The following is a 26,191-nucleotide window of genomic DNA, read 5'->3' on the forward strand; positions in this document are numbered from 1 at the left end:
GTAGTGATTAATATCATTATATTTTATATTAAGAAATAAGTAAAGGTCAAGGATTACAAATTAATCCCACAATTGTAACCAGTTGAATTTGCAATTTGAATGTTAAATCCACCAGTTACTGCATCTACATCAAGAACTTCTCCAATAAAATAAAGTCCCTTTACAATTTTTGACTCCATTGTTTTTGGATCTATGTCAACTACATCAACGCCACCACTAGTAATTATTGCCCTATTGATGTCGTCTAAACTTTCAAATTTTAATTCAAAGTTCTTTATAGTTTTAACTAATTTATCTCTCTCTTCCTTTGTAATTTGATTTACCTTTTTATCCCCTTTGATTTCTGCACCTTCAAGAATATAGGAAATTAAATCTCGTGGCAATAGTAATCTCATTACATTTTCTATATTTTTATTTTGATTTTCACAAAAATCTCTCAATATTCTGTTGTCTAATTTTTCATTAGTTAAAGCTGGTTTTAAATCTAAATATATTTCAAAATCTCTTAACCTATTTATTTTGCTAGAAGTCGTTAGAACAATGGGACCGCTAATACCTCTGTGAGTGAAAAGAAGCTCGCCAAATTCCCTAGAAATTATTTTTTTATCTTTTACTACTTTTAACTCAACATTCTTTAAAGTTAGTCCTGCTAAACTAAATCCATTATATAAATTTATCCCTATAAGTCCTGGCACAGTTTCCACTACTTTGTGATTAAAATTTTTTGCAAATTTATATCCTTCTCCAGTTGAACCTGTTAACTTATAGGATACCCCACCAGTTGCAATAACAACTTTATCGTATTTTTCTCTATCATTTAAAATAAAACAATCTTCATCTTTTTTTATGCTTTTAATTTCAGAATTTAGTTTTATTTTTACTCCCATTTCCCTTAATTTTTTTTCATAAATTTTTATTACATCAGAAGATTTATCACTTGCAGGGAAAACTCTATTGCCACGCTCAATTTTCAGTGGCAGACCAAGTTCTTCAAAATAATAATAAGTTGTAAAGGGCGAAAGTGAATAAATTGATGAATACATAAAATTTTTATTTCTTACAATATTTTTTAAAAACTCTCTCTCGTCACAATAATTGGTAATATTGCACCTTCCCTTTCCTGTAATAAATAATTTTTTACCTAATTTTTCATTTTTTTCGTAGAGAAATACCTCGTGATTTTCTGCCGCCTTTATGGCACACATCATTCCCGCAGGTCCTCCACCGATTATTGCGATTTTCATGGTCCTACCTTCTTCTCGATTAGATATACAATTGGTGGATTGTGCTTTTGATTGTAAAATTCTCTTTTTTCTACTTTAAATTTTTTTTGGTCAAGATTTTTTATAAATTCGTCAACGCCTTCTCTTTCTTCAAAAGAATTCTCATGACCTAAGTAGGAAACCACAATTATTATTCCGCCATCATTTATTTTTTCCTTGGCTTTTTTTAAGGAAATAATAGTTGAATCTTTTAAAGTTGTAATTTTTTTATCAGAGCCTGGAAGAAATCCAAGATTGTAAATTACTAAATCAAATTTTTCTATTTTATCAATGTTTTCGTGACTATCCAAAAATAATTTATAATTTTTAAAATCCTTTAAATTTTTTTCTGCTGATGAAATTGCCTCTTCTTGTACATCAAAACCATAAACAAAGCCATCTCTTCCCACTGCCTTTAAAAGTTTTAAAGTGTCATTGCCCCTTCCAACAGTAGCATCAACTGCAATTTTACCTAAAAAATTATGAGATAGCACTTCATCCACTATCTCAAAATATTTTTCCTTTACAATCATTTTAATCCCTTTAAATATTTTATTTCATTTTCATTTAAATATCTATAATTTCCAACTTCAAGGTCTAGCAATTCAATTTTTCCCATGGAAATTCTCTTTAATTTTTTTACACTATGACCAATGTAGTCGAACATCCTCTTGACTTGATGGTTTTGTCCCTCAAAAATTTCTATTTCTAAAATAGAATCTTGTTTAAAACTTTTTAAAATTCTAACATTGGCTGGCGAAGTTTTTAAATCTCTTATGTCAAGACCTCCTCGCAGTAAAGAAAGTTCGTGAGCGTTGGGAGTTCCCTCGACTGTAACAATATATTTTTTGCCAATTTTATATCTTGGGTGCATTAAAATATTTGCAAGCTCGCCGTCATTTGTTAGTAGCACTAAACCAGTTGTGTCGATGTCAAGCCTTCCCACAGGATAAACTCTGTAATCGTCAGGTACAAGGTCTGTTACTGTTTGTCTATCTTTCTCATCATTTGCACTTGTAACAACGCCTATTGGTTTATTTAAAATCATATAAACTTTTTTATTTTCAAGAGTTAGTCTCTTTCCATTTAAGTAAACTCTATCAACATTTGGGTCAATTTTTGTACCAAGTTCTGTGACAATTTTGTCATTTACTTTTACAAGCCCTTCTTGAATATATTCTTCGCATTTTCTTCTTGATGCAGCTCCACAATGAGCCATATATTTTTGTAATCTCAATTAGATTCCTCCTCTAATTCCTTTAGGTCAGGCAGTTCTTCCAAATTTTTCATGCCAAATTTTTGTAAAAATTTATCAGTTGTGCTGTACAAATTTGGATGTCCTATTCTATCAAGTTTGCCAGAAACTTCTATTAAATCAAAATCAAGAAGACCCTTAATCGTGCTATCACAATTTACTCCTCTCAATTCTTCTACTTCAACCTTTGTTACTGGCTGCTTATAGGCTATTATAGAAAGAGTTTCAAGAGCTGGCTTTGAAAGATTTTTCTCCTTCTTTTCTTTAATTAAGTTTTTTAAATAGGGCTCGTTTTCTTGCTTAGTTCCAATTTGAAATTTTCCATCAATTTCTCTAAGCCTAAGTCCCGATGTTTCATTTTTATAATTTTCTTTCATCTCCATAAGAATTTCTCTTGCATAGTCCTTTTTAAGTTCAAGAGTGCTTGCAATGTCATCTAAACTTATGGGGTCTCCCCAAATAAATAGTATTGATTCAATTATTGATTTGAGTCTGTTCTTGTCCATTGTATTTTCTCTCTTCAATTAAAATATCGCCAAAATTGTCGCTTTGATTTGCTATAATATATTCGTTCTTAATAAGTTCAAGCATTCCTAAAAAATAAGTTATAACATCAACTTTATAAACTATATCTTCTAAAAGTTCGCTAAATTTTATTTTTTTATTTTCCTTTAGTGCTTGTTTTATCTTTCTGGAAGCATCTTCAACTTTAAAATACTCTCTCTCAATTCCAATGACTTCCTTGTCCTTATATCTTTTTAAAATATTGTAAAAAGCAAGAGATAGTTTTTCAACATTTGATTCCTTTAAAAAATCCATTTCACTCATTGAAAATATTTCAGTTTTTAACTTGTAAAAGGATTTTGACTCGTATTCTTCTTGCACTTTTAAAATTTCAGAGGCCTCTTTATACTTTTTATACTCCAAAAGGCTTTCTACTAAGTCAAGTCGTGGATCTTCTTCCACCTCTTCATCATCATCTAGGACTTCCTTTTTTGGAAGAAGCATTTTTGATTTTATTTCCAAAAGGGTTGATGCCATTAAAATAAAATCTGAAGTAAGGGTTAGGTTTAACTTCTTCATATTTTCAATATATTTTAAAAATTCTTCAGTAATTGTGAAAATTGGTATGTCGTAAATGTCTATTTCCTTTTCTTTTATTAAATCTAAAAGAAGATCCATTGGACCTTCATAAGTTTTTAAAACAATATTGTATTCCATAGATTAATTCCCAGATAAATAATTCCGCTTAAAATACTTTCGATAATCGGCGCTATAAATTTGTCCACCACTCCTGAAAAAATCATTATAACTAACACAAAATAAAAGTATTTTTCATTCTTATAAAATTTATATTCCAAATCTTCTGGTAAAAGTGTAGCCAATACCTTTGATCCATCAAGGGGTGGCAATGGCACTAAATTAAATACACCGAGCATAATATTGTACCAAAAAATTGATGTGAAAAGCGGAACTAAAAAAGAAGACTTATAGTTTAAATAAACTAAAATAATCCCAGAAATAAACCCAAGAATAAAATTAGTGAAAACTCCTGCAAGTGAAACTAAAAGAGATGCAACTTTTCTATTGCCCTTAAATCTATATGGGTTAATTGGCACAGCCTTTGCCCATCCAAACCTAAAAACAAGCATAGAAATTAAACCAATAGGGTCTATGTGGTGAAATGGGTTTAAGCTAAGTCTTCCATCGTCTTTTGCAGTTGTATCTCCACACAGATATGCAACATATCCATGTGCTATTTCATGTGGAATTATGGCTATCAAAAGTGCAATAATATTTATTGCAATTGACGCTATATCAAAATTTCTCATCTCAATCAATCTCTTCTATAATTAATTTATAATCTTCTTTTTTGTCAGAAAAGGCGTAGGCTTTTTTAATTCTTTCAATTGCTCCTCTTACTTCACTTTCCTTTTCTGTATAGATTGTAGCTATCTTTTCGCCCTTTTCTACGTAGTCGCCAACTTTTTTGTGAAGGTAAATTCCTGCACTCAAATCGAGTACATCTCCCTTTTTATGTCTTCCTGCTCCAAGGTCTCTTGACGCAATTCCAATTTCAATTGCTTCAATGGATTTTACGTATCCTGATTCATCGCTATAAATGTCTTTTATTATTGATGACTTTTTAAATTTCTCTACATCGTCAATGTATGTTGGATCTCCACCTTGAAGTTCAACCATTTCCTTGAATTTTTCTATTGCAGATCCATCCTTAATTTTTTCTTCAAGGATTTTTCTTGCTTCATCCTCAGTTTTTGCAATTCCCTCAATAATCATCAGCTTTGAACCAATTTTAAGGGAAATTTCTTTTAAGTGTTTTGATCCATGACCCTTTAAGACATTTATGGCTTCAATTACCTCAAGGCTATTTCCAATTGCATCGCCAAGAGGTTCGTTCATACTAGTGATAATTGCCTTTGTATTTCTACCAAATTTTTTGCCAAGACTTACCATTAATTTTGATAACTCAACTGCTGATGGAACATCTTTCATAAAAGCGCCATTTCCAACTTTTACATCGAGAACTAAGGCATCTGTTCCTAATGCAATTTTTTTGGAAAGAATTGATGATGCAATCAAACTTACATTATCAACTGTTGCCGTTGCATCTCTCAATGCGTATAAAAGCTTATCAGCAGGTACAATATTTTCTGTTTGTCCAATTACTGCTATATTTGATTTTTTTAAAATTTCAACAAAATCTTTTCCGCTAATATTTATATTAAATCCAGGGATAGATTCAAGTTTGTCAAGAGTCCCACCAGTATGACCAAGTCCTCTGCCACTCATCTTTGCAAAAACAAGACCAACTGAAGCAATTAACGGTCCAAGTACAAGGGTAACAGTATCTCCCACACCACCTGTGGAATGTTTGTCGACTTTTAATCCAGGCACCTCAGATAGATCAACTCTATCTCCCGAATCAATCATTGCCTTTGTTAGATAATAAGTTTCATCTAAATTTAGTTTATTAAAATAAACTGCCATCAAAAAAGCAGAAACTTGATAATCTGGAATTTCTCCCTTTACATAATTTTCTATAAAATAATTTATTTCATCTTCAGTTAAAACTTTATTTTCCTTTTTCTTTTGAATAATGTCTAAAAAATTCATCAAATCTCCTCAATGATTTCTTTTAAAAGTTCTTTAAATTTGCCTGCAACTTCTTTTCCAACTTCCACAACTTCTGCGTGATTAAGTGGTGTATCTAGGATTCCTGTACCCATATTTGTAATTGTTGAAATCCCTAAAATTTTAAGTCCTCTGTGCCTTGCAATAATTGCTTCTGGAACAGTGCTCATTCCAACGGCATCCGCTCCAAGTATCCTTGCCATTCTAACTTCAGCAGCAGTTTCATAAGATGGCCCTGTAAAATACATATAGACACCTTTTCTTATGTTAATGCCAAGTTTTTTTGCAGAATTTTCAGCTATATTCACAAGTTCAGGAATGTATAAATCAGTCATGTCTGGAAATCTTGGTCCAATAGTATCATCATTAGGTCCAATTAATGGATTTTTGCCCATTAAATTTATGTGGTCTGTAATAATCATTAGATCTGCCGGTTTAAAATCCGCGTTAACTCCACCTGCAGCATTAGTGAGGATTAATGTCTTAATTCCCAAATCTGCAAGAACTTTTATTGGATAAACTACATCAGAAATTTCGTAACCTTCGTAAAAATGAATTCTCCCCTTCATTACACAGACATTTTTTGAATTTATTTTTCCAAAAATTAATTTTCCATCATGACCTTTAACTGTAGAAACTGGAAAACCTGGAATATCCTTATACGATATTTCAATTTTATTTTCGATTGAATCTGCAAAATCTCCAAGACCTGAACCTAGTACAATTCCAATTTCAGGCTCGACACTTATCTTTTCTCTTATATATTTAATAGAATTATCCATTTTTCCTCCTAAAATTATTGTAATACAAAATTCCTGCGACAGTTTTTGAATCGATTATCTCCCCTAAGTTTATTAATTTTAAAGCTTCATCAAATTTTACTTTTTCTACTGTCAAATGTTCAAACTCGTCGAGATGCTGATCTCCTGCAGTAAGTCCTTCTGCGTAAAAAATAAATAATTTTTCATTTGTAAATCCTGGAGATGAATAAATTTCAAGCAAATAATCAGATTTTTTTGCATCATAACCAGTTTCTTCTTTTAACTCTCGAAGAGCCGCCTTTTGTGGTTCTTCTCCAAAATCTACCATTCCTGCTGGAAGTTCGTAAATCTCTTTATCAATAGCCTTTCTATATTGCTTTATTAAAATAATTTCGTCATTTTCAGTAATTGCAACTATGCCAACAGCAGGTTGTCTTTCCACAATTTCTCTTTTAGTATACTTTTGACCTTCCATCTCAACTGTATCTACTCTAAGTTGTAAGACCTTACCATCAAAAATCTTCGTGGATTTCATAGTTCTCTCTTCATAATTTGAATTTGCCATTTAATCACCAATCATTTCCTTTGCAGTTTCTATTGCAACTTCACTTACATTCATACCGCCAATTAATCTTGCAACTTCTTGTACTCTTTGTTCATAATCTAATTTATCAATTGTTGAAATTGTACTATTGTTTACCACATCTTTTTTAATTGCAAAATGTGTGTCTGCTAGTGCTACAATTTGTGGCAAGTGAGAAATTACTATGACCTGTCTTTTTTTTGCAACTTCCTTTATTTTATTTCCAACAATTTGTGCAGTCTTTCCACTTATTCCCGTATCAATTTCGTCAAAAACAAGAGTAGGAATGTTATCTTTTTCAGCGATGATGCTCTTAAAACCAAGCATAATTCTACTCATCTCACCGCCAGATGCAACCTTTGCCAAAGGCATTAGATCCTGACCTAAGTTTGGCGCAATTAAAAATTCTATTTTGTCGATTCCATCGCTTGATAAATCTTTTTCTTTCAAGTCAATTTTAAATTTTGCATCTTTTATATTTAATTTGTTGATTTCTTCTTCCACTTTTTTCTCTAAAACTCTTGCAGTCTTTTTTCTATTGTCGCTAATTTTTTTCGCAATCTTTAAAGCTTCATCTTCAAGATTTTTTATTTTATTTAAAAGTTTTTGCAAGTTGTCTTCAAAATTTTGTAAAAAAACAAGCCTTTCATTTATTTCTTCGTAAAAAGAATTAATCTTTTTAATATTATTTCCATATTTTAATTTTAAATTATTTACTAAATCGATTCTTTCTCTTAGGTATTGGAGTTTTTCCTCGTCCACTTCTCTCGAATTAATATATTTGTCAAGCTCCTTTGCGATATCAGATAATCTATATCTAATATCTTCAAGTTCTTCCTCAGTTGCTTTTAAATCTTTGTTGAACTTTGTAACATCAACTATATTTACAATTATTTTATCTAAAATATCTTCAGCAGATACATTTTCGTAACCGTCATTAATAAGCGCCTTTGCTTCTGATAATTTTATTAAAGTGTCAGTCATATTGTTTAAAACATTGAAGTCGTCGTAGAGTTCTTGGTCGTCATAATCAGTTAAAGCCGCATCTTCAATTTCCTTGATTTGATACTCTAATAAATCCATTTCTCTATCTTTGTTTTTTTCTAAACTTGACTTTTCTTGGTATTCACTTCTTAAATCATTTATTTCTTGAACAATTTGTCTTATTTTTAAAAGTAAATCTCTTTGCTCTTTGCCAGAAAAATCATCAATTAATTTCATCTGATTTTTATTGTCCATAAGTGAAATAGACTCATGTTGTGCAAAAATATCAATTAAATGTGTTGAAATTTTTGATAAAATTTGAGAAGTAACAGTCCTGTTGTTCACTCTAGTAATAGAAGGCCCTTTTTCTCTAATTTCCTTTGAAATTACTATTAAATCACCTGAATCAATTCCATATTCAGATAAAAGATTTTTTGTCTCATCATCATATGAGGAAAACACAGCCTCTATAAAAGCCCTATCTTTTCCCTTCTTTATAATATCCTTATTCGCTCTTTGTCCAAGGACAAGTCCCAGAGAATCTATGATAATTGATTTACCAGAACCAGTTTCTCCAGTTAATACGTTTAAACCAGTTTCAAACTCAATTTTCATATTTTCAATTATTGCAAAATTTTCGATATTTAACTCTAAAAGCATTTTTCACCTAATCATTTAAATTTTCATAAGCACTATTTACAATTTCACTTGCATCAAAGTTTTCATTAGTTTTATCAGAATTTGACAAATAAATTAAAAATTCAATATTGCCACTTGTTCCCTTTATTGGAGAATTTGTCAAAGCTAAAATATTTAAATCTAATTCTTTTGCAAGCTCAATTATTTTTTCAATAACTTCAATATGTACCTTTTTATCTCTTACAATTCCACCTTTGCCAACTTTTCCCTTTCCTGCCTCAAATTGTGGCTTTATTAATGCGACAATTTTGCCCTTTTCACCACAAATTTTCTTTGCAATAGGAAGTACAAGTTCAAGGGAAATAAAGGAAACGTCAATGGAAATAAAATCTACTTCTTCAGAAATTAATTCTGTATCAAAATATCTAATATTTGTTCTTTCAAGTGATACAACTCTATCGTCCATTCTAAGTTTATAATCAAGTTGATTGTATCCAACGTCAATGGCATAAACTTTTTTTGCACCATGTTTTAACATACAATGTGTAAAACCACCAGTTGATGCACCTATATCAACGCATACAGAATCTCTTAGGTCTATTTCATAATCGTCAATCATCTTTTCTAGCTTATGACCTCCTCTTGAGACAAAGGTGTCTTCTAAGCCCTTAATATATATTTTTACATCGTCTTTTAATTGCGCTCCTGGCTTTTCCACTCTTTCAGTGCCTATAAAAACCTTGCCTTCCATTATTAATCTCTTGGCTTTTTCTCGTGAATCGATTAAGCCTTTTTCAACTAATAATACATCTGCACGTGTTTTTGCCATTATCTGCTCCTATTTATTAACTTCGCAACAAAACTTTTTAGCAAGTTGTCTTTAAGTTCAAGACCTTCTAATGCATCATAAGAAATCTTTGTCAATTCAATAATTTCATTTTTTAGTTCCTCTTTACTCTTGAAGTAAAGCATATTTATTTCACCACTGTCTGGATCCTTGTCTTCATCAAGAAGATCGTCTTCAAATTGATATGCAATACCAATGGATTCGCCAAACTTAGAAAGTTTTGTGATGTTGTCCGCTTCTACACCTGCAATTATGCCTCCAACTACGACAGAAGCCTTAATGAGAGCACCTGTTTTTAGTTTGTACATATTTTCGCAAATTTCTTCGGTATAATCTGAAACATTAAAATCTATGTCAATAGTTTGTCCACCAATCATCCCATTTACACCAGTTGCGTTGTAAATATATTTCATTGCCCTTATTGCAAGTTTTAGGTCATTGATATCTTCAATGTTTTCAATATGTCTTAGGAGAATTTCCATGGACATATTTAAAAGTCCATCTCCAGCTAAAATTGCAATTCCCTCAGTGTAAACCTTGTGATTAGTTGGCTTTTCTCTTCTAAAATCATCATTATCCATTGCAGGAAGATCATCATGAATTAGAGAATAAGTATGTATCATTTCGATTGCAGCAGCAAAGGGAAGAATTTTATCCAAATTATCATCTGAAAATTCGCAAAAAGTCAAGAGAGTTAACATCGGTCTAATTCTCTTTCCGCCAGAAAATAATGAATATTTCATAGAATCAATGACTTTATGTTGTGAACTTTCGTCGTATTCAAGTAATGAACCTAAATAATTGTTAAATTTTTCAAGTAAATTATCTATATCTGTCATCTTTATTGTCCTCTATATATTTAGAATTTTCTTCTGCAATAGTTTTTATTTTTCCTTCGTATGCCTTTAATGTATTGTTCAAATACTTATAAAGTTCAATGCCTTCTTCGTATTTTTTTATGGAATCTTCAAGACTAATGTCCTTAGACTCAAGCTCCTTTATAATTTTTTCAAGCTCTCTAAAAGAACTTTCATAATCTTTTTGCATCTAATCCCTCATTTCCACCTTTTGAACCTTTGATTTCACACTGCCATCCTTAAATTTTAGAGAAATAATTTCTCCAATTTTAGCATTTTTAGCAGAATTTATCTCTAAGCCATCCTCTGTAAAAATCTCAACTTTATTAATCTTATTATAGGCTGAATTTAGTCTAATATTTAAAAAATTTAGCCTTTCTTTCTCATTTTTTAATCTCTCTTCTAAACCGTAATTTAAAATAAATTTTTCATAGTTCTTAAATTTGTCAAATTTATCTTTAATTTGTGAATTAAAATAATAATTTAAAAATTTTTTATTAAAATCTAAACTTTCTCTATTTTTACTGATTTTAGAATTTAATTTTACAGAAATATTTTTAAGCCTATAAGAATAATTTTCAATTTCCTTTGACTTATTAAGCTTGAAATTTTGCAAATAAAATCTCTTCTTTTGAAGTTCATAACCATAAGCCTGCAAAATCTTTTTCATAGAATTATTTAGTAAAGTCTCTCTATATAAAAGATCACGAGTCATAAAATTTATCTTGTGAACTTGATTTTTTAGAGAAATATTTTTGTACAAATTAAGAAGTTTTAGATGACTGTAACTAATTCTTCTCTCCATTAAATTATTCAAATCTGATAATTTTTTAGATAATTGTGATAAAATTTCATCTTCACTAATTGTAGCAAGTTCAGCTGCATTAGTAGGTGTCGCTGCCCTAAGATCCGATACAAAATCACATATTGTGTAGTCAATTTCGTGCCCTACTGCAGAAATAACTGGTATTTTTGACGCAAAAATTTCTCTAGCAAGTTTTTCATCGTTAAAGACAAATAAATCTTCAAAACTTCCACCGCCACGAGCGATTATTATAGTGTCTACTATGTTTACTTCGTTGAAATATTTTACACCGCTAATCAAATTACAACTAGCTGCATCACCTTGAACAAGACTTGGAAAAATATAAATATCACAGGTTTTATTTCTTTTTCTAAAAAGATTTACAACATCTTTTATGGCTGCACCACTTGTAGAAGTAATTAATCCAATAGAAGACGGATACTTCTTGATTTTTTTCTTATGAGAAGCATCAAAAAGCCCCTCATTGCTTAGTTTTTCCTTTAATTTCAAATATTTTTGGTAGAGATTACCCTTGCCATCTAGCTTGATTTCAGTAGCATACAAAAAAATTCTGCCACTTCTCTCGTAATAAGTAACAGTTCCCCTTGCCATAACATTGACGCCATCAAGTAATTCAACTTTTACATCATCTTGACTTGCCATTGCATCAATTCGTGCAAACTTATCCTTTAAGGAAAAATAAATATTACCATTGTTATGAATATTCACATTTGTAACTTCGCCAGTAATGGTAATATCTCTTAGGATGTAATCCATTGAAATCAGCTTTTTGATGTAATTATTCAGTTCACTTACATTAAAAGCAGCCTTTGCCAAATTAAAAACTCCTATAAATAGTTCCCAAAATTCCGTTAATAAATTTAGGTGAATCGTCGGAACTATATAGCCTTGCTATTTCAACAGCTTCGTTAATAGAAACCTCAGGTGGAATGTCGTCTTTATATAAAAATTCATAGACAGCAATTCTTAAAATTTGTCTATCCACCTTTGCAAGCCTAGCCATAGTCCAGCCCTTTAAATTCTTTTCAATTGTCTCGTCAACAGTGTCAAGTTTTTTCAGAATATCTGGTATAACTCTATTGATATAGTCAGATTCATCACCTAAGAAGTGATTGTTTTCCATAAATAAATTTAGATTCTCTAAAGAAAAATCATTATTTATATCCATGGAAAACAATGCCTGCATTGCGCCTATTCTTGCTTTTTTTCTACTCATTTTACAATCGTCTTTTCAGAATTTTTAACAGCGATGCCTGATATATGAACATTCACTTCAACAACATCAAAGTCAGTCATATTTTCAATGGCTTCCTTAACTTGTGCTTGCACCCTTTCAGAAACCTCAACGATTTTTATTCCGTACTCAATAGTAATATATACATCTACAATAGTTTCTCTTTCGCCAATATTAACTTTAACGCCCCTATTGAAGTTTTTTGTATTCAAAATGTCAGTAACTTGAGACTTAAAGTTAGATCCAACTTTTACAACACCATCAACACTCTCAGCTGCAACAGACGCAACTGTAGCGATGACATCTTCAGAAATTTTAACTTTACCTTCAGCCTCATTACCATTAACAAGATATTTATTATCCACTATTACACCTCCAAATTAACTAAAATAATTATACCAAATACTTTTTATATTATCAATTTATTGCACTTTTCCGCAATTTTTAAAGTTATAAAATCTTTCCTTTTTAGGATATAAGATAATTCAAAAAATTTTTACAATAAAAAGCCTGTGGGCTAATATTTTACATCTACTAAATATAGTCCACAGGCTGGTGCTGTTGGTCCAGCAGCCTTTCTTTTTTTCATTATCAAGGCTTCTTTCATATATTCAATTTCTTTTTGACCTCTTCCAATTTCAAGAGCTGTCCCAGTAACTATGCGTATCATGTTTTTTAGAAAGCTCTTAGCAATAAAATCTAAATACAAAAAATTTCCATCTTCAATTACGTCAATTTTTTCAATAGTTCTTATTGAATCTTTGACAACTGCACCCTTTCCCATAAAAGAATTGAAATCATGTTCTCCAAGAAGATAGGATAGAGCCTTCCTCATTCTCTCTGGGTCAACTTCATAGGGGTACTCATAAGCTTTATTTAAAAGTAGAGCATTTCTATACCTAGAGCGGTGTACAACATAACGATATTTTTTTAACTTTGCATCATATCTTGCATGAAAATCATCAGAAACATATTTTGCTCCAACGACAGAAACATCTTCTGGTAAATTAAAATTTATAACTTTTGGAAGATTTCCAATGTCAATTGTCGTGTCTGAATAAAAATTTGCATACTGACCAAGAGCGTGAACCCCTCTGTCAGTTCTTCCTGCGTAAAAAATTTTTACTTCTTTATTTAAAGTTTTTGCTAGACCTTTATTTAGTTCTCCTTCCACAGTTCTCTCATCTGGTTGCAATTGAAAGCCATGAAATTTTGTGCCATCGTAGGTTATTTTTATTAAAATATTCATAATTTAGAAACCAAAATTATTGCTGCAAAAAATATTATATTGCCAACAAAAATAATTACATCCTTCTTGACTATTTTTGATGCATTCATCTTAGTCCTGCCATCTCCACCTTTGTAACATCTCGCTTCCATTGCTGTGGCAAGTTCTTCTGCTCTTCTAAAGGAATTTATAAAAAGAGGAACAAGTAATGGAACTAAATTTTTTGCACGCTTTACTATATTTCCCGATTCAAAATCTGCCCCTCTCGCCATTTGTGCCTTCATAATCTTGTCCGTTTCTTCAATTAGCGTTGGTATAAATCTAAGGGCAATTGTCATCATCATTGCTATCTCGTGACTAGGCACTCCAATTTTTCTAAAAGGTCTTAGTAGCGACTCAATTCCGTCTGTTAATTCAATTGGAGAAGTCGTATAAGTAAGTAAACTTGTGCCAAGAACTAATAGAACAAGTCTTATGCCCATAAATACCGCAAGGTCAATCCCTGCTTGTGAAATTTTCAAAAATCCTAAAGTGTACTTAGCTTCACCTGGCGTGAAAAATAAATTTATAATAAATGTTACAAGGATAATCCATCTCAATGGCTTAAGTCCACGAAGAACTAATCCCATTGGTAATTTTGCCACATAAATAATTAATAACAAATAAATTACAACAGGTATATACATATAAATTGAACTAATAAAAAATAGCGATACAATGAATATCATCATTGTAAGAATTTTTAATTTTGGATCATACTTGTGAACTAGCGTTTCTCCAGGAAAGTATTGTCCAATTGTAATATCTTTAAACACGAGAAACACCTCTCAAATATTTTATTAGTGACTCCTTGGCTTCCTCAACTGTTATTGAATCTTCGTTAATGTCAAGTCCCTTTTTCTTCAATGCTCTCATAAGCGATGTAATCTGTGGAATTCCTAGTCCAACGGAAAGAAGTTTGTCTTCATTTCTAAAAATTTCTCTTGGGTTGGAATCTAAAAATACTTTTCCCTTATCCATTACAATAATTCTTTCTGCAATTTTTGCCACATCTTCCATAGAGTGAGAAACTAGAATGACTGTAATTTTTCTTTTTTCGTGAATACTTTTTATTTCACTTAAAATTTCGTCTCGGCCTCTTGGGTCAAGTCCTGCAGTTGGTTCGTCAAGTATTAAAACCTTTGGTTCCATTGCAAGTACACCAGCTATTGCGACTCTTCTCTTGAGTCCACCTGAAAGTTCAAAGGGAGATTTGTCTTTATAAGTTTCATATTGAAGACCCACAGAATCCATGGAAGATTTAACCCTTTTTAAAACTTCATCTTCATCTAAATCTAAATTTTTCGGTCCAAAGGCAATATCTTTCTCTATGGTCTCTTCAAAAAGTTGATACTCTGGATATTGAAACACTAAACCTATTTTTTTTCTAAGTTCTGTTAAATTAGAGCTAGATTTATCAACTTTAGTTCCATCTACAATTATTTCTCCACTGCTTGGCTTCAAAAGACCATTTAAATGTTGAATAAAAGTTGATTTTCCAGATCCCGTGTGGCCAATTAGTCCAATAAATTCATTTTCTTCGATGCTTAAATTTAAGTTATCTATTGCTATCTTCTCAAAGGGAAGACCTTCACTGTAAATATGTGTTAAGTTTTTAATTTCTATAAGTGACATATTTCCTTCACCATTTCTTCGATATTTAAAACTTCTGTGGAAATTTCAATACCTTCTTTTTTTAATTCATGTGCAAGTTCCGTTACTTGTGGAACATCTAATCCCAATTTTTTTATTTCTTCGACATGAGAAAAAACTTCTCTAGGATTTCCTCTAAGCACAATATTTCCATCTTCCATTACTATAACTCTATCGCTAATTGCAGCCTCTTCCATGTAGTGAGTTATTAGGATGATAGTTTTGTTTTCTTCCTTATTTAATTTCACAAGAGTATCAATTACTTCGCGCCTTCCACTTGGATCAAGCATGGCAGTCGGTTCGTCAAGTATTATATACTTTGGGCTCATGGCAAGAATTCCAGCTATGGCAACTCTTTGTTTTTGCCCACCAGATAAAAGGTGAGGTGCATTTTTTTTGTAATCAATCATGCCGACATCAAGTAATGCCTTGTCCACCCTTCTTCTAATTTCTACTGGATCAACTCCAAGATTTTCAGGACCAAAAGCAACTTCATCTTCAACTATAGTCGCAACTAATTGATTGTCAGGATTTTGAAAAACCATGCCCGCATTTCTTCTAATATCCCAAATTTCTTCTTCATTTTTTGTATTCATTCCATCTACAATTACGTCGCCTTCGCCTGGAATTAAAAGTCCATTTATAAGCTTGGCAAGAGTTGACTTACCTGAACCATTATGTCCAAGTAATGCTACAAACTCTCCTTCATTTATTTCTAAATCAATATTTTTTAAAATTTGTTTTGCATTTTCGTCTTCATAATCATATTTAAAAGACAAGTTTTTTATGCTAATCATTACATCACCTTTACATTAACCTATTATAAATTATAAGTTAACAAAAATCCACATTATTTAACTGAAATATGTTGACTGTTCCCTATGTAAAATCTAAGTGGAAGATCTGCATCCTCTTCCGCATAATCTATGCCAATTCTTTTTGAAGTAACTATATTTTTAACTTCTTCGCCATCTTCTATATAAAGATAGTCGGGAGATAGAATTTTTCCATTTAAATTTCTATCAATATTAAGAGCTAAAGAAAGTTTTCCTGGTCCATTGCTTATGTTTTTTCTTTGATAATTTGAAAGTTCTTTATAGCTTTTTCCAAATCTATTAATAGCAAATCCATCAAAATTTTCTAAGGGCTCAACTGCACGAATAAGCACTGCTTCTGGTTCTCCTTCATTCTTTGTAACAATATTTAAAAGATTGTACATTCCATAAATTAAGTATACATAGATATGGCCGCCATCCTTATATAAAATTTTATTTCTCTCAGTAATTTTCCCACCATAGCTATGACAAGCTTTGTCTTTAAGACCTAGATAAGCTTCCGTCTCCACAATTTTTGCATAGAAAAAATTACCAGAAATATTTCTGATAATTTTCTTTCCTAATAAATTTTTTGCAACTTCAACTGTATCTCTTCTAAAAAAATCAGCTTCTAGTACTTTTCCATGCATCATATTTTTCTAATTCCTTATCAAGCTTCTTTAGGATAAAAGTTAAAACACTTAAATCATCAAAAAATCCAAAGAATAAAATAAAATCTGGAACAATGTCTGCTGGATTTAGTAAATATAAAAACCCTGCCACAATTAAAATAATATCTTTCTTTTTTACATCTCTATAATTTCCCTTAGAATAGTCAATTACTAAACCAAGAGCAAGTTTAAGTTCTCTGGAAATTTTTTTAAACAAGTCCAATTTATTTGTCTTTGACATGGACTCCTCGACAACTTTATTTAATCTATCTTTATTTTTTAATATTTTATTGGCATAAGGCATTAGCTTCCTTAAAGTTCTATAATAATTCAACTATTCTTCCCCCTAAGTCAAAATACACTTTCCCTTTACCCAAAAATAAATTAATCATTCATCCACGATGAATCCTTTGGATTCTCTCTAAATAATTTTAACTTTTTAATTTCACTTTCCTTAATATAGTCCATTTCATGAGCAACTTCTATAAGTTCATCAAAATTTGTAAGAGAATCGTGATTAAAACCTGAATCTTTGAAATTTACAGCAGCATTTTTCATATTGTATGTGAAAATACTCACTATCCCAAGGACATCATAACCAACATCTTCTAGTGCCTTTGCGGCTTCAATAGATGAGCCTCCAGTTGAAAATAAATCTTCAATCACAACAACTTTTGCACCTTGAATTTTAGCACCTTCAATTTTATTTTGCTTGCCATGATCCTTATTTGAAGATCTTACAAATCCCATAGGTAAATCCATCTTATCAGCTATAATAGCAGCATGAGGAATGCCCGCAGTTGCAGTTCCCATAATGTATTCTACATCAGGATATTTTTCTTTAATTAAATTTACAAGTCCATCTTCAACGACTTTTCTGTCCTTTGGATAAGAAAGTATAAGTCTATTGTCGCAATAAATAGGTGACTTTATGCCAGATGCCCAAGTATATGGCTTTTCTGGTGAAAGTGTTACAGCCTTTAATTTTAATAAAATTTTTGCGATTTCTCTCATCATTCTCCTCCTAAAAAGTCTCTTTTTATTTCTTTATATTCTTTTAATGGATCTTCAGCCTTTGTAATAGGTCTACCAACAACAATATAATCAGAGCCAAGTTCTCGTGCCTCACTTGGCGTTACAACTCTCTTTTGGTCGTCAGTTCCCTTTACCTTTCTAATTCCAGGAGTAACAGTAATAAAATTTGCTCCTAAATTTTCCTTTATCTTTGGAACTTCAAGTGCAGAACAAACTATTCCAGAAAGTTTAGATTCTTTTGCAAGTTTTGCATAATCAAGAACAACATCGTCGAGAGATTTTTCTTTATCAATTTTAAGTTCATTGTGCATTACCTCTTCATCAGTAGAAGTCAGCATAGTAACACCAAGAGTAATTAGCTCTGGCTTTTTGCTATTAACAACTTCACTTGCTTCGCTTAACATTTTTTTGCCACCAGCAATATGAAAATTTATCATATCAACATCAAGTAAAATAAGAGAATTTGTCGCACCCTTGCAAGTATTTGGAATGTCGTGTATTTTTAAATCCAAAAATATTTTATGTCCTAATTTCTTTATTTCTTTAATAATACTTGGACCTTCTTTATAAAAAAGTTCCATTCCAACTTTTACATAAACTTTTTCATCTTTAAAATTTTTCAAAAAATCAAGAGCCACTTCGCTACTTGGAAAATCAAGTGCAATAATTACATCCTTTGCCATTTTAACCTCAACTTTCTCCACTTGCCTTTTTTTGCAAATAGGCATTAATAAAAATATCTAAATCTCCATCCATTACCCTTTCAACATCGCCAACATCTACATTGGTCCTGTGATCCTTTACCATTGTATAGGGTTGGAATACATAAGACCTAATTTGTGAGCCCCATGCAATTTGTGAATAATTGCCTTGAAGATCTTCAATTTTTTCCTTTTTTTCTTCCTCAGCAAGAGCAATAAGTTTTGCTTTTAGCATATTCATTGCCTTTTCCCTATTTTGAATTTGGCTTCGTTCATTTTGGCATTGAACAACAATTCCAGTAGGAATATGTGTAATTCTAACAGCAGAATCAGTAGTATTAACGTGCTGTCCACCAGCTCCTGAAGATCTATATGTGTCTATCTTTAACTCTTCTTCCCTTATTTCAACTTCATTATCATCATCAAGTTCAGGAAAGACATCCACAGATGAAAAAGAAGTATGTCTTCTCTTATTAGAATCAAAAGGAGAAATTCTTACAAGTCTATGCACGCCCTTTTCACCCTTCAAATATCCATAGGCATTATCGCCAGAAATTCTAAGAGTAACAGACTTAATTCCAGCTTCATCTTCCTTTAAAATGTCAAGAGTTTCGATTTTAAATCCCTTATTTTCAGCATATCTAGTGTACATTCTAAGAAGCATGCTTGCCCAATCTTGTGCCTCAGTACCACCGGCACCTGCATGAATAGAAAGAATAGCATTGTGAGAATCGTACTCTCCATTTAATAGAGTATTAAGCTTAAACTCGGCAGTCTTCCTTTCAATCTCATCAACTGTATTTTGAAAATCTGCATAAGAAGAATAATCATCTTCAATTTCCATAAGGTCAATAAGATCCTGTGCATCGCCAATTAATTCCTTTAACTCATCATACTGATCTATCTTTTTTTGATATAAATTTGTTTCATTTATAATTTTTTGGGCACTTTCATTGTCGTCCCAAAAACCTGGCTCCATTTGTTTTTTATTAAGTTCTATAACTTTTTCTTTAAGAGAATCAATTTCAAGAGATTTTCCCAAAGATTTAGTAGTTTCTTTGGAATTTTCCAGACGCTCTTTATCTAAATAGATATTTTGCTCCATAAAAATCCTCCTTCATTTTGCTTATTTTAGTATAACACAGATGTCTAAATCTCACTAACATTTTTCTATTAAGCAAGAATATTATTTTTTATTTTAATGTAATTTATAAAAATTTGTATAATTTTGGTGTAAAAGTTGGTGTAAAAATTTTAGAAAAACATAGAAAAAGGCAGTAAAACATAAAAAAATAGAGTAATTTTAAAAAAAGTATATAAAAAAATACCTGTGCAAAACAGCTATTTTAACCCATTTTAGAAAATAACTGTAAAGCACAGCTGTAAAATATGTTAATATTTGGTTGCACAAATTATCTTCATTTTTATAATCTAATCTCTGATTAATTTTCTTATCAATATTAGAAAATAACGATTGATAATTTTTCAATGTGTGTTTACTAACATTTTCTAATTCTTTAACTTTTAGAAACATTTCTTGATTCTTATCTAACATAAAACCATTGCTATTAATTTTCATACTACCATACACTCCTATTTATAAATATTAATAATTATGGTGCTATTAGAAATTAAAAAACACCATTAACAACAACGGAAATGTGTAAATAATTACATTGTGATAACGGTGTTTTCCTATGAAAATTTTATAATGAAAAATGCGCTCATAGATTGGCGTTGATGCATATAAATTCTTTGGTGCAGAAAGAGGGACTTGAACCCTCACGCGATTTCTCGCACATGCCCCTCAAACATGCCTGTCTGCCTATTCCAGCACTCCTGCAAAAGAAAAAAGCTTGTAACATAAAATTACAAGTTTTTGATGGCGTATCCTAGAGGATTCGAACCCCCGACCTTCTGGTCCGTAGCCAGACGCTCTATCCAGCTGAGCTAAGGATACATAATGCAAAGTTTAACGTTTTTGAACTTTTCTTTTAACTTATCTCAATAAACGTATAGTACGCTATCATTAGGTACATTGGATATTATATGGCTTTTATTCATCCTTGTCAATAGTTTGCTTTGTTTTTAAATCATTTTTGTAAAATAATATAAATATATTATTTTCAAGTCTTGCAGTATTTTTGTGATAAGATTCTTTTCGCCTATTGACTTATTATGTTTTTGCGAATTTCCTTTTTTCAAAAAATATTTTTCTCATACCTTTTATTAGTATAAATATGTTTATAACAATAATGTTTTGTTTTAAATTCTCTGACTCTATAATTTAACAAAAATCTTGCTATTATATAGTCGTATTTTTATGCCTTATAGTATTATAATATACATCAAAAAGCAATCTCAAATAAGTTTTTTCTATTAAATTAAAATAATTTAATAGTTTTAATTATTAGTTTTTTGATATTATCAGTTCCATTATGAATAATTTTACACATTCCTTTATAAAAAAACTAACTCTAGCAATTGTTTTAGAGTTAGTTTTTTATCAATAGAATGCATTTATAATAAGCTTTTTCCTGAATTAATGCTATTTCTTTAGTCTATTTAAAGCTTTATCTAATCTTTCTAAAGCCTCTTCTAGCACTTCTTTTGGAACTGCTAGATTAAATCTTTCATATCCTTCTCCATTCTTTCCAAATATATATCCTTCATCTAGAAATAATTCTGCTTCTTCTATCATAAATTTTTCCAATTTCTCTTTATCAAATCCTAAAGACCTGAAATCTACCCACTGTAAATATGTCCCTTCTATTAAAGGTGCCTTTATATTGTTAAATCTTTTTTCAAAAAAGCTATTTACCAATCTTTGATTTCCATCAATAACATCAATACACTCATCAAGCCATTGTTCACATTTATCATATGCAATTTGACAAGCTTTATATCCTACAGCTGTCGTAGGAATAGCAGATATACTTTCAAGTGCATTTATAAATCTCTCTCTAAGCTCTTTATTTTTAATAATTATATTACTCATTCCCATACCTGCAATATTGAAAGACTTTGAAGGTGCTGTAAATGTTATTGTTCTTTCTGCTATTTCTTCATCTATTGTTTGAAAAACAGTATGTTCATAACCTGGCATTATCAAATCAAAGTGTATCTCATCAGATAATAATAACACATCATTCTTCTTAATAATGTCTGCAAGTTTTTCAAGCTCCTCTTTTTTCCATACTCTACCAACAGGGTTATGAGGAGAGCAAAATAATAAAATTTTATTTTTGCTGTTTTTTGATAACTCATCAAAAAGTTCATAATTTATTGTATAATATCCATCTTTTTCAGCTAAAGGACAATCCACAATCTCTCTATTTTGCAATTTAATAGCATTATAAAATGGATAATATACTGGACTCATAATTATGACTCCGTCTCCTTCTTTTGTAAATTCACGAATTGCATTGAAAAATGCAGGTACTACACCAGAAGTATTTACTATCCAATCTTTTTCAATTTTAAAATTATGACGTCTTTGCATCCAATTTACAACAGATTGTTTAAATTCATCAGTAGGTCCTGTATAGCCCAATACCGTATTTTCTATATGTTCTTTTAAACCTGAAATTAATTCTTCAGGATGTTTAAATTCCATATCGGCTACTGACAAAGGTACAACACTTTCACTTACATCTCTTTTTTTCTCATACATATCTTTCCATTTTAAAGAACCTTGTCCTTTTCTATTTACTCTAGTCTTAAAATCGTATTTCATAATTCCTCCTATTTTTATTTTTTATTTTATTCTAAATATTCGATTATTAATTTTACATATATTTTCTTTCTATATTCCTGTCCATCCAATTGTATTTAATATATATATTACTATAAATGACATAAAAACAAATAATAACATAGGTTTAATAACCCATTTTATCCATCTATCATATGGTACTTTCGCTATCGTTAAAGCACCCATAGTCCATCCTAGTGCTGGCGATATCATATTTGTAAAGCTGTCTCCCATTAAAAAAGCTTGACATGCAATTTGAGGATGTATACCTAGTGCATTTGTAAGAGGCTCTATTATTGGTATTAAAGCTGCTGCTTTAGCTGTTACACTTGGTACAAATGGATTTATCAATGTGATAACTGCCGTTATTCCAATAGCAGATATTGACCTGTTTAAATTCATAAGAGGTCTTGTTATAGAAAATATTATAGTATCCAATATATTTCCCTGTACCATAACCGTCTGCATTGTTGTAGCAAGACCTATGATAAATACAACAAATGCCATATTCGCAAGTCCTCTTACAAAGGAATTTGCAACTTCATCTGCATTCATACCTCCAACTAACCCTATAAAAATAGCACCTATTAAAAAGAATCCTACAATAAATTCCATAGGCTTTTCTTTAAATATTAAAAAGTATGCCACTAATATTACATATTGAAGAATCATCAGAATTAAAACTATTACAGATCTTTTTGGCATATCCATATTACTTTTATCTACATCATCTACAATTAACTCACTTTTCCAATCTTCATTATGCATTAATGAATTGTTTGAATCTTTTTGAACTCTTTTAATATATCTAAAAGTATATAAAAGTCCAACTATTCCAAATATGTTTAACAATAACATCCTCATTCCAAAACCAGAAAGAGGTGGAAGATTTAACATAGTTTGGGGGATAATAACTCTTAAAGTAGGTCCTAAACCAAATCCAATCATTGATGGAAAAAATGAGACACCTAATGCTGATAAAGGATCTATTTTTAACCTTTTAGCAAACAAAACACCTATTGGCACAACAGCAATCAGTGCATCTGTACTTGCAAATGCTGCAATATATAATATTAAAAAGTATAATATAGGGACTAATACTTTTGTACTAGATTTTTTTAATTTTATTGTTGCATATTCTAAAACTTCATCAACTGCACCTGTATCCATAACTACATTCATATTTGCTGCACTAACCATAACTACCCAAACAGTAGTCCCTGCAGCTACAAGTCCTCCAAGTAACATAAAAAACAAATCAACCAAGCTAACGGGAGTTTGGCTTGATAGATAATTAAATACGCTTGCGTCAACTTTACCACTAGCATCCCTTCCGAAATTTCCTGCTGGTATAACATATGTAAGTAAAGACATCATTACTAACAAACCAAGCATTATATAAAGAAGATGAGGCATTTTAAAATTTCTTTTCTTTTTTTTATCCATATTAATTCTCCATTAAAATTAAGTTTCCATTAAAAATTTATTTACAAATCCAATTGTTGCACAACATCCATATATCATAGACTCCTCATCTATATCAAAATATTCATTATGATGTTCCGCACCAGAACCAAGTTTATCGTTTTTTGTTCCAACAAAGGCAAATAAACTTGGTGCAATTTCACCATATTTAGAGAATGACTCTGAAGCAAACCAAGTTTTATTTTCTACTAATGCTTTTGAATATAAATTATTGATAGCCTCTTTGGCAATTAACGATAATTTTTTATTATTTAAAACAGGTCCTACAGAAATTCCATTTTTCTTTCCAAACTCTACCTTACATTTATGGGCTCCAGCTGTTAATTCTGCAACATTTTTTATGATTTTTAGCGCTTTAATACCCTCTTCCATATCAAAAAATCTAAGAGTTCCAGTTACTTCTACACTATCCGGAATTACATTAGGTGCTAAATTAGAACCTCCATTTATTGATCCAATACCTAATGTTACAGTTTTTGTAACATCAATTTGATTTGACCATGCGCTAGTAAGTCCATTCAGAATATTAGAAGCAGCGAAAATAGGATTTATTGATAAATCAGGTCTCGAACCATGTCCACCTTTTCCTATTACATCAAACCATACCACGGCAGCTCCAGCCATTACTGGACCTGGATCTACAGAAATTTCTCCGACATTCATAAAAGATGTAAGATGTGTACCATAAATAGCATCAATACTAATGCCTTTTAGTGCATCTATCATTGCATTTATTCCTGTTCCCTGTTCCTCTCCTTCTTCAAATATAAAAATTATCTTTCCCTTAAGTTCAGATTTATGTTTCACAAAAAATTTCGCACATGCAAGTAAAATAGACATATGACCGTCATGTCCACACGCATGCATTACCCCATCATTTTTTGAAATTGCTACTTTTTTATTAACTAAATTTCTTTCATTTTCTTGAATTGGAAGAGCATCTATGTCCGCTCTGATAGCTATTGTCTTACCTTGTCTTTTTGTATCTAAAATTGCATAAAATCCAGTCTTTTCTACTTCATTAATTTCAAGACCCAGTTTTTTAATTTCCTCTTTTAAAAATTTTGAAGTTTCAAACTCTTCGCCTGAAAGTTCAGGATTTTCATGAAAATATCTCCTAGTTTCAAATATAAAATTTTTCATACTATCTATTTCATTCAAAATAATATCTTTACTTAGCATATACCCTCCTATTTTAAAATAACGTTAATTGTTAAGCTGCTTAATTGTATAATGTATTATATATCAACCCATTTACTAATTCAAGTGTATTTTTAATTTTTAATAAAATAATTATAATTAAGCGCTAAAAATATTCTAATATAGATTAAAAAAAAGAGCGAATATTTACAAAACGCTCTTTATCTTATTCTTCTTCAATTATTTTATCTTTTAAAAGTTCAGTATAAACTTTACAAATTCTATCAAATGCATCTAACTCATCAATTGAAAAACTCTCCATTAATTTTTTCTTTGTTTTTACAATATCAATATTATCATATTTCTTATGACTAAAGACAAGTTTTTCTCCTGTTTCTGTAACATATAAATGAAATATTTTTCCATTTGTCTTAGAATTTTCTCTATATACAAGGTCCTGTTTCATGAGCTTTCTAACTGTTTGAGATATAGCCGAAGTTGTTCTATTCCACTTAAAAGCCAATTCTGTTACAGTTATTCCAGGTTTATCAGAAATTTCTGTCAAAATATGAACTTCAATCATTGTTAACTTTGGTCCAAAACCATAATCCCTTCTAGTATTATAATAATTAGAATAGGTAAGTACAAAATCATACATTGGATCCATTACTTTTGATAATTCTTTATATCTTTTATTCGTAGTTATATAATCTTCATTTTCATCAACCCATGTATCTAAAATATCATTATAATAAATATCTTTACTCATTTTAACCTCCAAAAATACTATATCATAGCGGAATTTTTAAGGCAAGATTTAACTATTAATGCATTAAACTATTGATGGCATTAAAATATCAGATATCATTATAAACACTAGTAAAATAAAAATTTTATTGTCAACATTAATACTAATCAAAGTATTATAAAACCAATTACATTATTTATATTTCAATTATAAAAATGCTACAAAAAGAGCATGAATTATCTATATATTACAACTATTTCCTTTTCTCTTATTTAACTAGGTATTGCTTATTTATATTAACCTTAAAATCAACTATTGTTTTAGATTTTTCCAAAATTCTTTTATACTCTTTTAAATCTTCTAATTGCACACAATCTTCAAGATTTAATATATCTGAAATATAAATCTTCCAATTTTTTGTTATTTGCCAATTTTTCTGGTCTCTTCTATCCAATTCTAAATTTTTAAAAACTTTATAATATAAGTAAAATCTATAACAGATAATTTTATGTATTAAAAAA

31 protein-coding genes and 2 tRNA genes are annotated in these 26,191 nt (G+C 30.4%); all 33 read right to left on the bottom strand.

The annotated features are described in order from the left end of the window. Positions 1-53 precede the first annotated feature (53 nt). Positions 54-1,244, bottom strand: a complete 1,191-nt coding sequence (locus ACQRC6_RS05465; RefSeq protein WP_427848071.1) for an NAD(P)/FAD-dependent oxidoreductase — start codon at positions 1,242-1,244, stop codon at positions 54-56. Then, the gene (locus ACQRC6_RS05470; protein WP_427848072.1) at positions 1,241-1,795 is read right to left on the bottom strand and encodes a tRNA (mnm(5)s(2)U34)-methyltransferase; all 555 of its coding nucleotides are present in this window, start codon (positions 1,793-1,795) and stop codon (positions 1,241-1,243) included. The genes ACQRC6_RS05465 and ACQRC6_RS05470 overlap by 4 nt, the downstream gene beginning before the upstream one ends. Next, positions 1,792-2,499 (bottom strand): pseudouridine synthase, encoded by a 708-nt coding sequence (locus ACQRC6_RS05475; RefSeq protein WP_427848073.1) that lies wholly within the window; start codon positions 2,497-2,499, stop codon positions 1,792-1,794. The genes ACQRC6_RS05470 and ACQRC6_RS05475 overlap by 4 nt, the downstream gene beginning before the upstream one ends. Further along, positions 2,496-3,023: an SMC-Scp complex subunit ScpB gene (gene scpB / locus ACQRC6_RS05480; RefSeq protein ID WP_293559764.1), complete on the bottom strand. Its 528-nt coding sequence runs from the start codon at positions 3,021-3,023 to the stop codon at positions 2,496-2,498. The genes ACQRC6_RS05475 and scpB overlap by 4 nt, the downstream gene beginning before the upstream one ends. Further along, positions 2,992-3,738: a segregation and condensation protein A gene (locus ACQRC6_RS05485; RefSeq protein ID WP_427848074.1), complete on the bottom strand. Its 747-nt coding sequence runs from the start codon at positions 3,736-3,738 to the stop codon at positions 2,992-2,994. The genes scpB and ACQRC6_RS05485 overlap by 32 nt, the downstream gene beginning before the upstream one ends. Further along, positions 3,717-4,349, bottom strand: coding sequence for a site-2 protease family protein (locus ACQRC6_RS05490; RefSeq protein ID WP_320849769.1), 633 nt, complete (start codon positions 4,347-4,349; stop codon positions 3,717-3,719). Before ACQRC6_RS05490 ends, ACQRC6_RS05485 begins: the two co-directional genes overlap by 22 nt. 1 nt (position 4,350) lies before the next feature. After that, on the bottom strand, positions 4,351-5,652 hold the full coding sequence (locus ACQRC6_RS05495) for a pyrimidine-nucleoside phosphorylase (RefSeq protein ID WP_320849770.1): 1,302 nt from the start codon (positions 5,650-5,652) through the stop codon (positions 4,351-4,353). Then, complete coding sequence (locus ACQRC6_RS05500; protein WP_427848075.1) at positions 5,652-6,452, bottom strand: purine-nucleoside phosphorylase; 801 nt, start codon at positions 6,450-6,452, stop codon at positions 5,652-5,654. The genes ACQRC6_RS05495 and ACQRC6_RS05500 overlap by 1 nt, the downstream gene beginning before the upstream one ends. Beyond that, positions 6,445-6,996 carry an NUDIX hydrolase gene (locus ACQRC6_RS05505; protein WP_293559769.1) on the bottom strand — a complete coding sequence of 184 codons (552 nt, stop codon included), beginning with the start codon at positions 6,994-6,996 and terminating at the stop codon, positions 6,445-6,447. The genes ACQRC6_RS05500 and ACQRC6_RS05505 overlap by 8 nt, the downstream gene beginning before the upstream one ends. Continuing rightward, entirely contained in the window at positions 6,997-8,658 is a 1,662-nt protein-coding gene (gene recN, locus ACQRC6_RS05510; RefSeq protein ID WP_427848076.1) for a DNA repair protein RecN, read from the bottom strand. A gap of 7 nt (positions 8,659-8,665) precedes the next feature. Continuing rightward, positions 8,666-9,466 (bottom strand): TlyA family RNA methyltransferase, encoded by an 801-nt coding sequence (locus ACQRC6_RS05515; RefSeq protein WP_320849774.1) that lies wholly within the window; start codon positions 9,464-9,466, stop codon positions 8,666-8,668. Then, positions 9,466-10,323, bottom strand: a complete 858-nt coding sequence (locus ACQRC6_RS05520) for a polyprenyl synthetase family protein (RefSeq protein WP_293559772.1) — start codon at positions 10,321-10,323, stop codon at positions 9,466-9,468. Before ACQRC6_RS05520 ends, ACQRC6_RS05515 begins: the two co-directional genes overlap by 1 nt. Continuing rightward, entirely contained in the window at positions 10,307-10,531 is a 225-nt protein-coding gene (gene xseB, locus ACQRC6_RS05525; RefSeq protein WP_427848077.1) for an exodeoxyribonuclease VII small subunit, read from the bottom strand. Before xseB ends, ACQRC6_RS05520 begins: the two co-directional genes overlap by 17 nt. Next, positions 10,532-11,983 carry an exodeoxyribonuclease VII large subunit gene (xseA, locus tag ACQRC6_RS05530; RefSeq protein ID WP_427848078.1) on the bottom strand — a complete coding sequence of 484 codons (1,452 nt, stop codon included), beginning with the start codon at positions 11,981-11,983 and terminating at the stop codon, positions 10,532-10,534. Between the two features lies 1 nt (position 11,984). Continuing rightward, positions 11,985-12,383, bottom strand: a complete 399-nt coding sequence (gene nusB, locus ACQRC6_RS05535) for a transcription antitermination factor NusB (RefSeq protein ID WP_427848079.1) — start codon at positions 12,381-12,383, stop codon at positions 11,985-11,987. Next, complete coding sequence (locus ACQRC6_RS05540) at positions 12,380-12,766, bottom strand: Asp23/Gls24 family envelope stress response protein (RefSeq protein ID WP_293559776.1); 387 nt, start codon at positions 12,764-12,766, stop codon at positions 12,380-12,382. The genes nusB and ACQRC6_RS05540 overlap by 4 nt, the downstream gene beginning before the upstream one ends. 152 nt (positions 12,767-12,918) lie before the next feature. Then, positions 12,919-13,650 carry a tRNA pseudouridine(38-40) synthase TruA gene (gene truA, locus ACQRC6_RS05545; protein WP_293559777.1) on the bottom strand — a complete coding sequence of 244 codons (732 nt, stop codon included), beginning with the start codon at positions 13,648-13,650 and terminating at the stop codon, positions 12,919-12,921. After that, entirely contained in the window at positions 13,647-14,444 is a 798-nt protein-coding gene (locus ACQRC6_RS05550) for an energy-coupling factor transporter transmembrane component T family protein (protein ID WP_427848080.1), read from the bottom strand. Before ACQRC6_RS05550 ends, truA begins: the two co-directional genes overlap by 4 nt. Further along, positions 14,437-15,303 (bottom strand): energy-coupling factor transporter ATPase, encoded by an 867-nt coding sequence (locus ACQRC6_RS05555; RefSeq protein WP_427848081.1) that lies wholly within the window; start codon positions 15,301-15,303, stop codon positions 14,437-14,439. Before ACQRC6_RS05555 ends, ACQRC6_RS05550 begins: the two co-directional genes overlap by 8 nt. Next, positions 15,291-16,118 carry an energy-coupling factor transporter ATPase gene (locus ACQRC6_RS05560; protein ID WP_293559780.1) on the bottom strand — a complete coding sequence of 276 codons (828 nt, stop codon included), beginning with the start codon at positions 16,116-16,118 and terminating at the stop codon, positions 15,291-15,293. Before ACQRC6_RS05560 ends, ACQRC6_RS05555 begins: the two co-directional genes overlap by 13 nt. Positions 16,119-16,171: 53 nt before the next feature. Next, complete coding sequence (locus tag ACQRC6_RS05565) at positions 16,172-16,786, bottom strand: DNA-3-methyladenine glycosylase (protein ID WP_427848090.1); 615 nt, start codon at positions 16,784-16,786, stop codon at positions 16,172-16,174. Continuing rightward, positions 16,761-17,141 (bottom strand): YkvA family protein, encoded by a 381-nt coding sequence (locus ACQRC6_RS05570; protein WP_427848082.1) that lies wholly within the window; start codon positions 17,139-17,141, stop codon positions 16,761-16,763. The genes ACQRC6_RS05565 and ACQRC6_RS05570 overlap by 26 nt, the downstream gene beginning before the upstream one ends. A gap of 50 nt (positions 17,142-17,191) precedes the next feature. Next, entirely contained in the window at positions 17,192-17,821 is a 630-nt protein-coding gene (pyrE, locus tag ACQRC6_RS05575) for an orotate phosphoribosyltransferase (protein ID WP_427848091.1), read from the bottom strand. Beyond that, the gene (pyrF, locus tag ACQRC6_RS05580; protein ID WP_427848083.1) at positions 17,821-18,525 is read right to left on the bottom strand and encodes an orotidine-5'-phosphate decarboxylase; all 705 of its coding nucleotides are present in this window, start codon (positions 18,523-18,525) and stop codon (positions 17,821-17,823) included. The genes pyrE and pyrF overlap by 1 nt, the downstream gene beginning before the upstream one ends. A gap of 7 nt (positions 18,526-18,532) precedes the next feature. Continuing rightward, a complete protein-coding gene (gene prfB / locus ACQRC6_RS05585) occupies positions 18,533-19,648 on the bottom strand; it encodes a peptide chain release factor 2 (RefSeq protein WP_427848084.1) in 1,116 nt (371 codons plus the stop codon). 198 nt (positions 19,649-19,846) lie between these two features. Continuing rightward, positions 19,847-20,122: a hypothetical protein gene (locus ACQRC6_RS05590; RefSeq protein WP_427848085.1), complete on the bottom strand. Its 276-nt coding sequence runs from the start codon at positions 20,120-20,122 to the stop codon at positions 19,847-19,849. Between the two features lie 177 nt (positions 20,123-20,299). Continuing rightward, positions 20,300-20,386, bottom strand: a tRNA-Leu gene (locus tag ACQRC6_RS05595). Positions 20,387-20,426: 40 nt separating this feature from the next. Beyond that, positions 20,427-20,503 (bottom strand) — tRNA-Arg (locus ACQRC6_RS05600). Between the two features lie 588 nt (positions 20,504-21,091). Then, positions 21,092-22,279 carry a MalY/PatB family protein gene (locus tag ACQRC6_RS05605; RefSeq protein WP_427848086.1) on the bottom strand — a complete coding sequence of 396 codons (1,188 nt, stop codon included), beginning with the start codon at positions 22,277-22,279 and terminating at the stop codon, positions 21,092-21,094. 69 nt (positions 22,280-22,348) lie between these two features. Continuing rightward, positions 22,349-23,743, bottom strand: a complete 1,395-nt coding sequence (locus tag ACQRC6_RS05610; protein WP_366934102.1) for an AbgT family transporter — start codon at positions 23,741-23,743, stop codon at positions 22,349-22,351. An 18-nt stretch (positions 23,744-23,761) separates the two neighbouring features. Next, complete coding sequence (locus ACQRC6_RS05615; protein ID WP_427848087.1) at positions 23,762-24,964, bottom strand: amidohydrolase; 1,203 nt, start codon at positions 24,962-24,964, stop codon at positions 23,762-23,764. A 184-nt stretch (positions 24,965-25,148) separates the two neighbouring features. Further along, a complete protein-coding gene (locus ACQRC6_RS05620) occupies positions 25,149-25,691 on the bottom strand; it encodes a MarR family winged helix-turn-helix transcriptional regulator (protein ID WP_427848088.1) in 543 nt (180 codons plus the stop codon). A gap of 247 nt (positions 25,692-25,938) precedes the next feature. Then, positions 25,939-26,191, bottom strand: a 253-nt coding sequence (locus tag ACQRC6_RS05625; protein WP_427848089.1) for a hypothetical protein, incomplete at its 5' end; no start/stop codon positions are given.

This window comes from Peptoniphilus sp. SGI.035 (assembly GCF_050315115.1).
GTDB lineage: Bacteria > Bacillota > Clostridia > Tissierellales > Peptoniphilaceae > Peptoniphilus_A.

Bases quoted from the DNA above. Each gene is read 5' to 3' on its own strand.
- ACQRC6_RS05565 (WP_427848090.1), bottom strand. From the start codon at position 16,786: ATGCATGGAAAAGTACTAGAAGCTGATTTTTTTAGAAGAGATACAGTT.
- pyrF (WP_427848083.1), bottom strand. From the start codon at position 18,525: ATGGCAAAGGATGTAATTATTGCACTTGATTTTCCAAGTAGCGAAGTG.
- prfB (WP_427848084.1), bottom strand. From the start codon at position 19,648: ATGGAGCAAAATATCTATTTAGATAAAGAGCGTCTGGAAAATTCCAAA.
- pyrE (WP_427848091.1), bottom strand. From the start codon at position 17,821: ATGAGAGAAATCGCAAAAATTTTATTAAAATTAAAGGCTGTAACACTT.
- ACQRC6_RS05520 (WP_293559772.1), bottom strand. From the start codon at position 10,323: ATGACAGATATAGATAATTTACTTGAAAAATTTAACAATTATTTAGGT.
- ACQRC6_RS05515 (WP_320849774.1), bottom strand. From the start codon at position 9,466: ATGGCAAAAACACGTGCAGATGTATTATTAGTTGAAAAAGGCTTAATC.
- scpB (WP_293559764.1), bottom strand. From the start codon at position 3,023: ATGGACAAGAACAGACTCAAATCAATAATTGAATCAATACTATTTATT.
- ACQRC6_RS05555 (WP_427848081.1), bottom strand. From the start codon at position 15,303: ATGTCACTTATAGAAATTAAAAACTTAACACATATTTACAGTGAAGGT.
- ACQRC6_RS05615 (WP_427848087.1), bottom strand. From the start codon at position 24,964: ATGCTAAGTAAAGATATTATTTTGAATGAAATAGATAGTATGAAAAAT.
- truA (WP_293559777.1), bottom strand. From the start codon at position 13,650: ATGAATATTTTAATAAAAATAACCTACGATGGCACAAAATTTCATGGC.
- ACQRC6_RS05470 (WP_427848072.1), bottom strand. From the start codon at position 1,795: ATGATTGTAAAGGAAAAATATTTTGAGATAGTGGATGAAGTGCTATCT.
- nusB (WP_427848079.1), bottom strand. From the start codon at position 12,383: ATGAGTAGAAAAAAAGCAAGAATAGGCGCAATGCAGGCATTGTTTTCC.
- ACQRC6_RS05560 (WP_293559780.1), bottom strand. From the start codon at position 16,118: ATGATTAGCATAAAAAACTTGTCTTTTAAATATGATTATGAAGACGAA.
- ACQRC6_RS05590 (WP_427848085.1), bottom strand. From the start codon at position 20,122: ATGAAAATTAATAGCAATGGTTTTATGTTAGATAAGAATCAAGAAATG.
- recN (WP_427848076.1), bottom strand. From the start codon at position 8,658: ATGCTTTTAGAGTTAAATATCGAAAATTTTGCAATAATTGAAAATATG.
- ACQRC6_RS05485 (WP_427848074.1), bottom strand. From the start codon at position 3,738: ATGGAATACAATATTGTTTTAAAAACTTATGAAGGTCCAATGGATCTT.
- xseB (WP_427848077.1), bottom strand. From the start codon at position 10,531: ATGCAAAAAGATTATGAAAGTTCTTTTAGAGAGCTTGAAAAAATTATA.
- ACQRC6_RS05490 (WP_320849769.1), bottom strand. From the start codon at position 4,349: ATGAGAAATTTTGATATAGCGTCAATTGCAATAAATATTATTGCACTT.
- ACQRC6_RS05610 (WP_366934102.1), bottom strand. From the start codon at position 23,743: ATGGATAAAAAAAAGAAAAGAAATTTTAAAATGCCTCATCTTCTTTAT.
- ACQRC6_RS05620 (WP_427848088.1), bottom strand. From the start codon at position 25,691: ATGAGTAAAGATATTTATTATAATGATATTTTAGATACATGGGTTGAT.
- ACQRC6_RS05505 (WP_293559769.1), bottom strand. From the start codon at position 6,996: ATGGCAAATTCAAATTATGAAGAGAGAACTATGAAATCCACGAAGATT.
- ACQRC6_RS05500 (WP_427848075.1), bottom strand. From the start codon at position 6,452: ATGGATAATTCTATTAAATATATAAGAGAAAAGATAAGTGTCGAGCCT.
- ACQRC6_RS05605 (WP_427848086.1), bottom strand. From the start codon at position 22,279: ATGAAATACGATTTTAAGACTAGAGTAAATAGAAAAGGACAAGGTTCT.
- ACQRC6_RS05465 (WP_427848071.1), bottom strand. From the start codon at position 1,244: ATGAAAATCGCAATAATCGGTGGAGGACCTGCGGGAATGATGTGTGCC.
- ACQRC6_RS05495 (WP_320849770.1), bottom strand. From the start codon at position 5,652: ATGAATTTTTTAGACATTATTCAAAAGAAAAAGGAAAATAAAGTTTTA.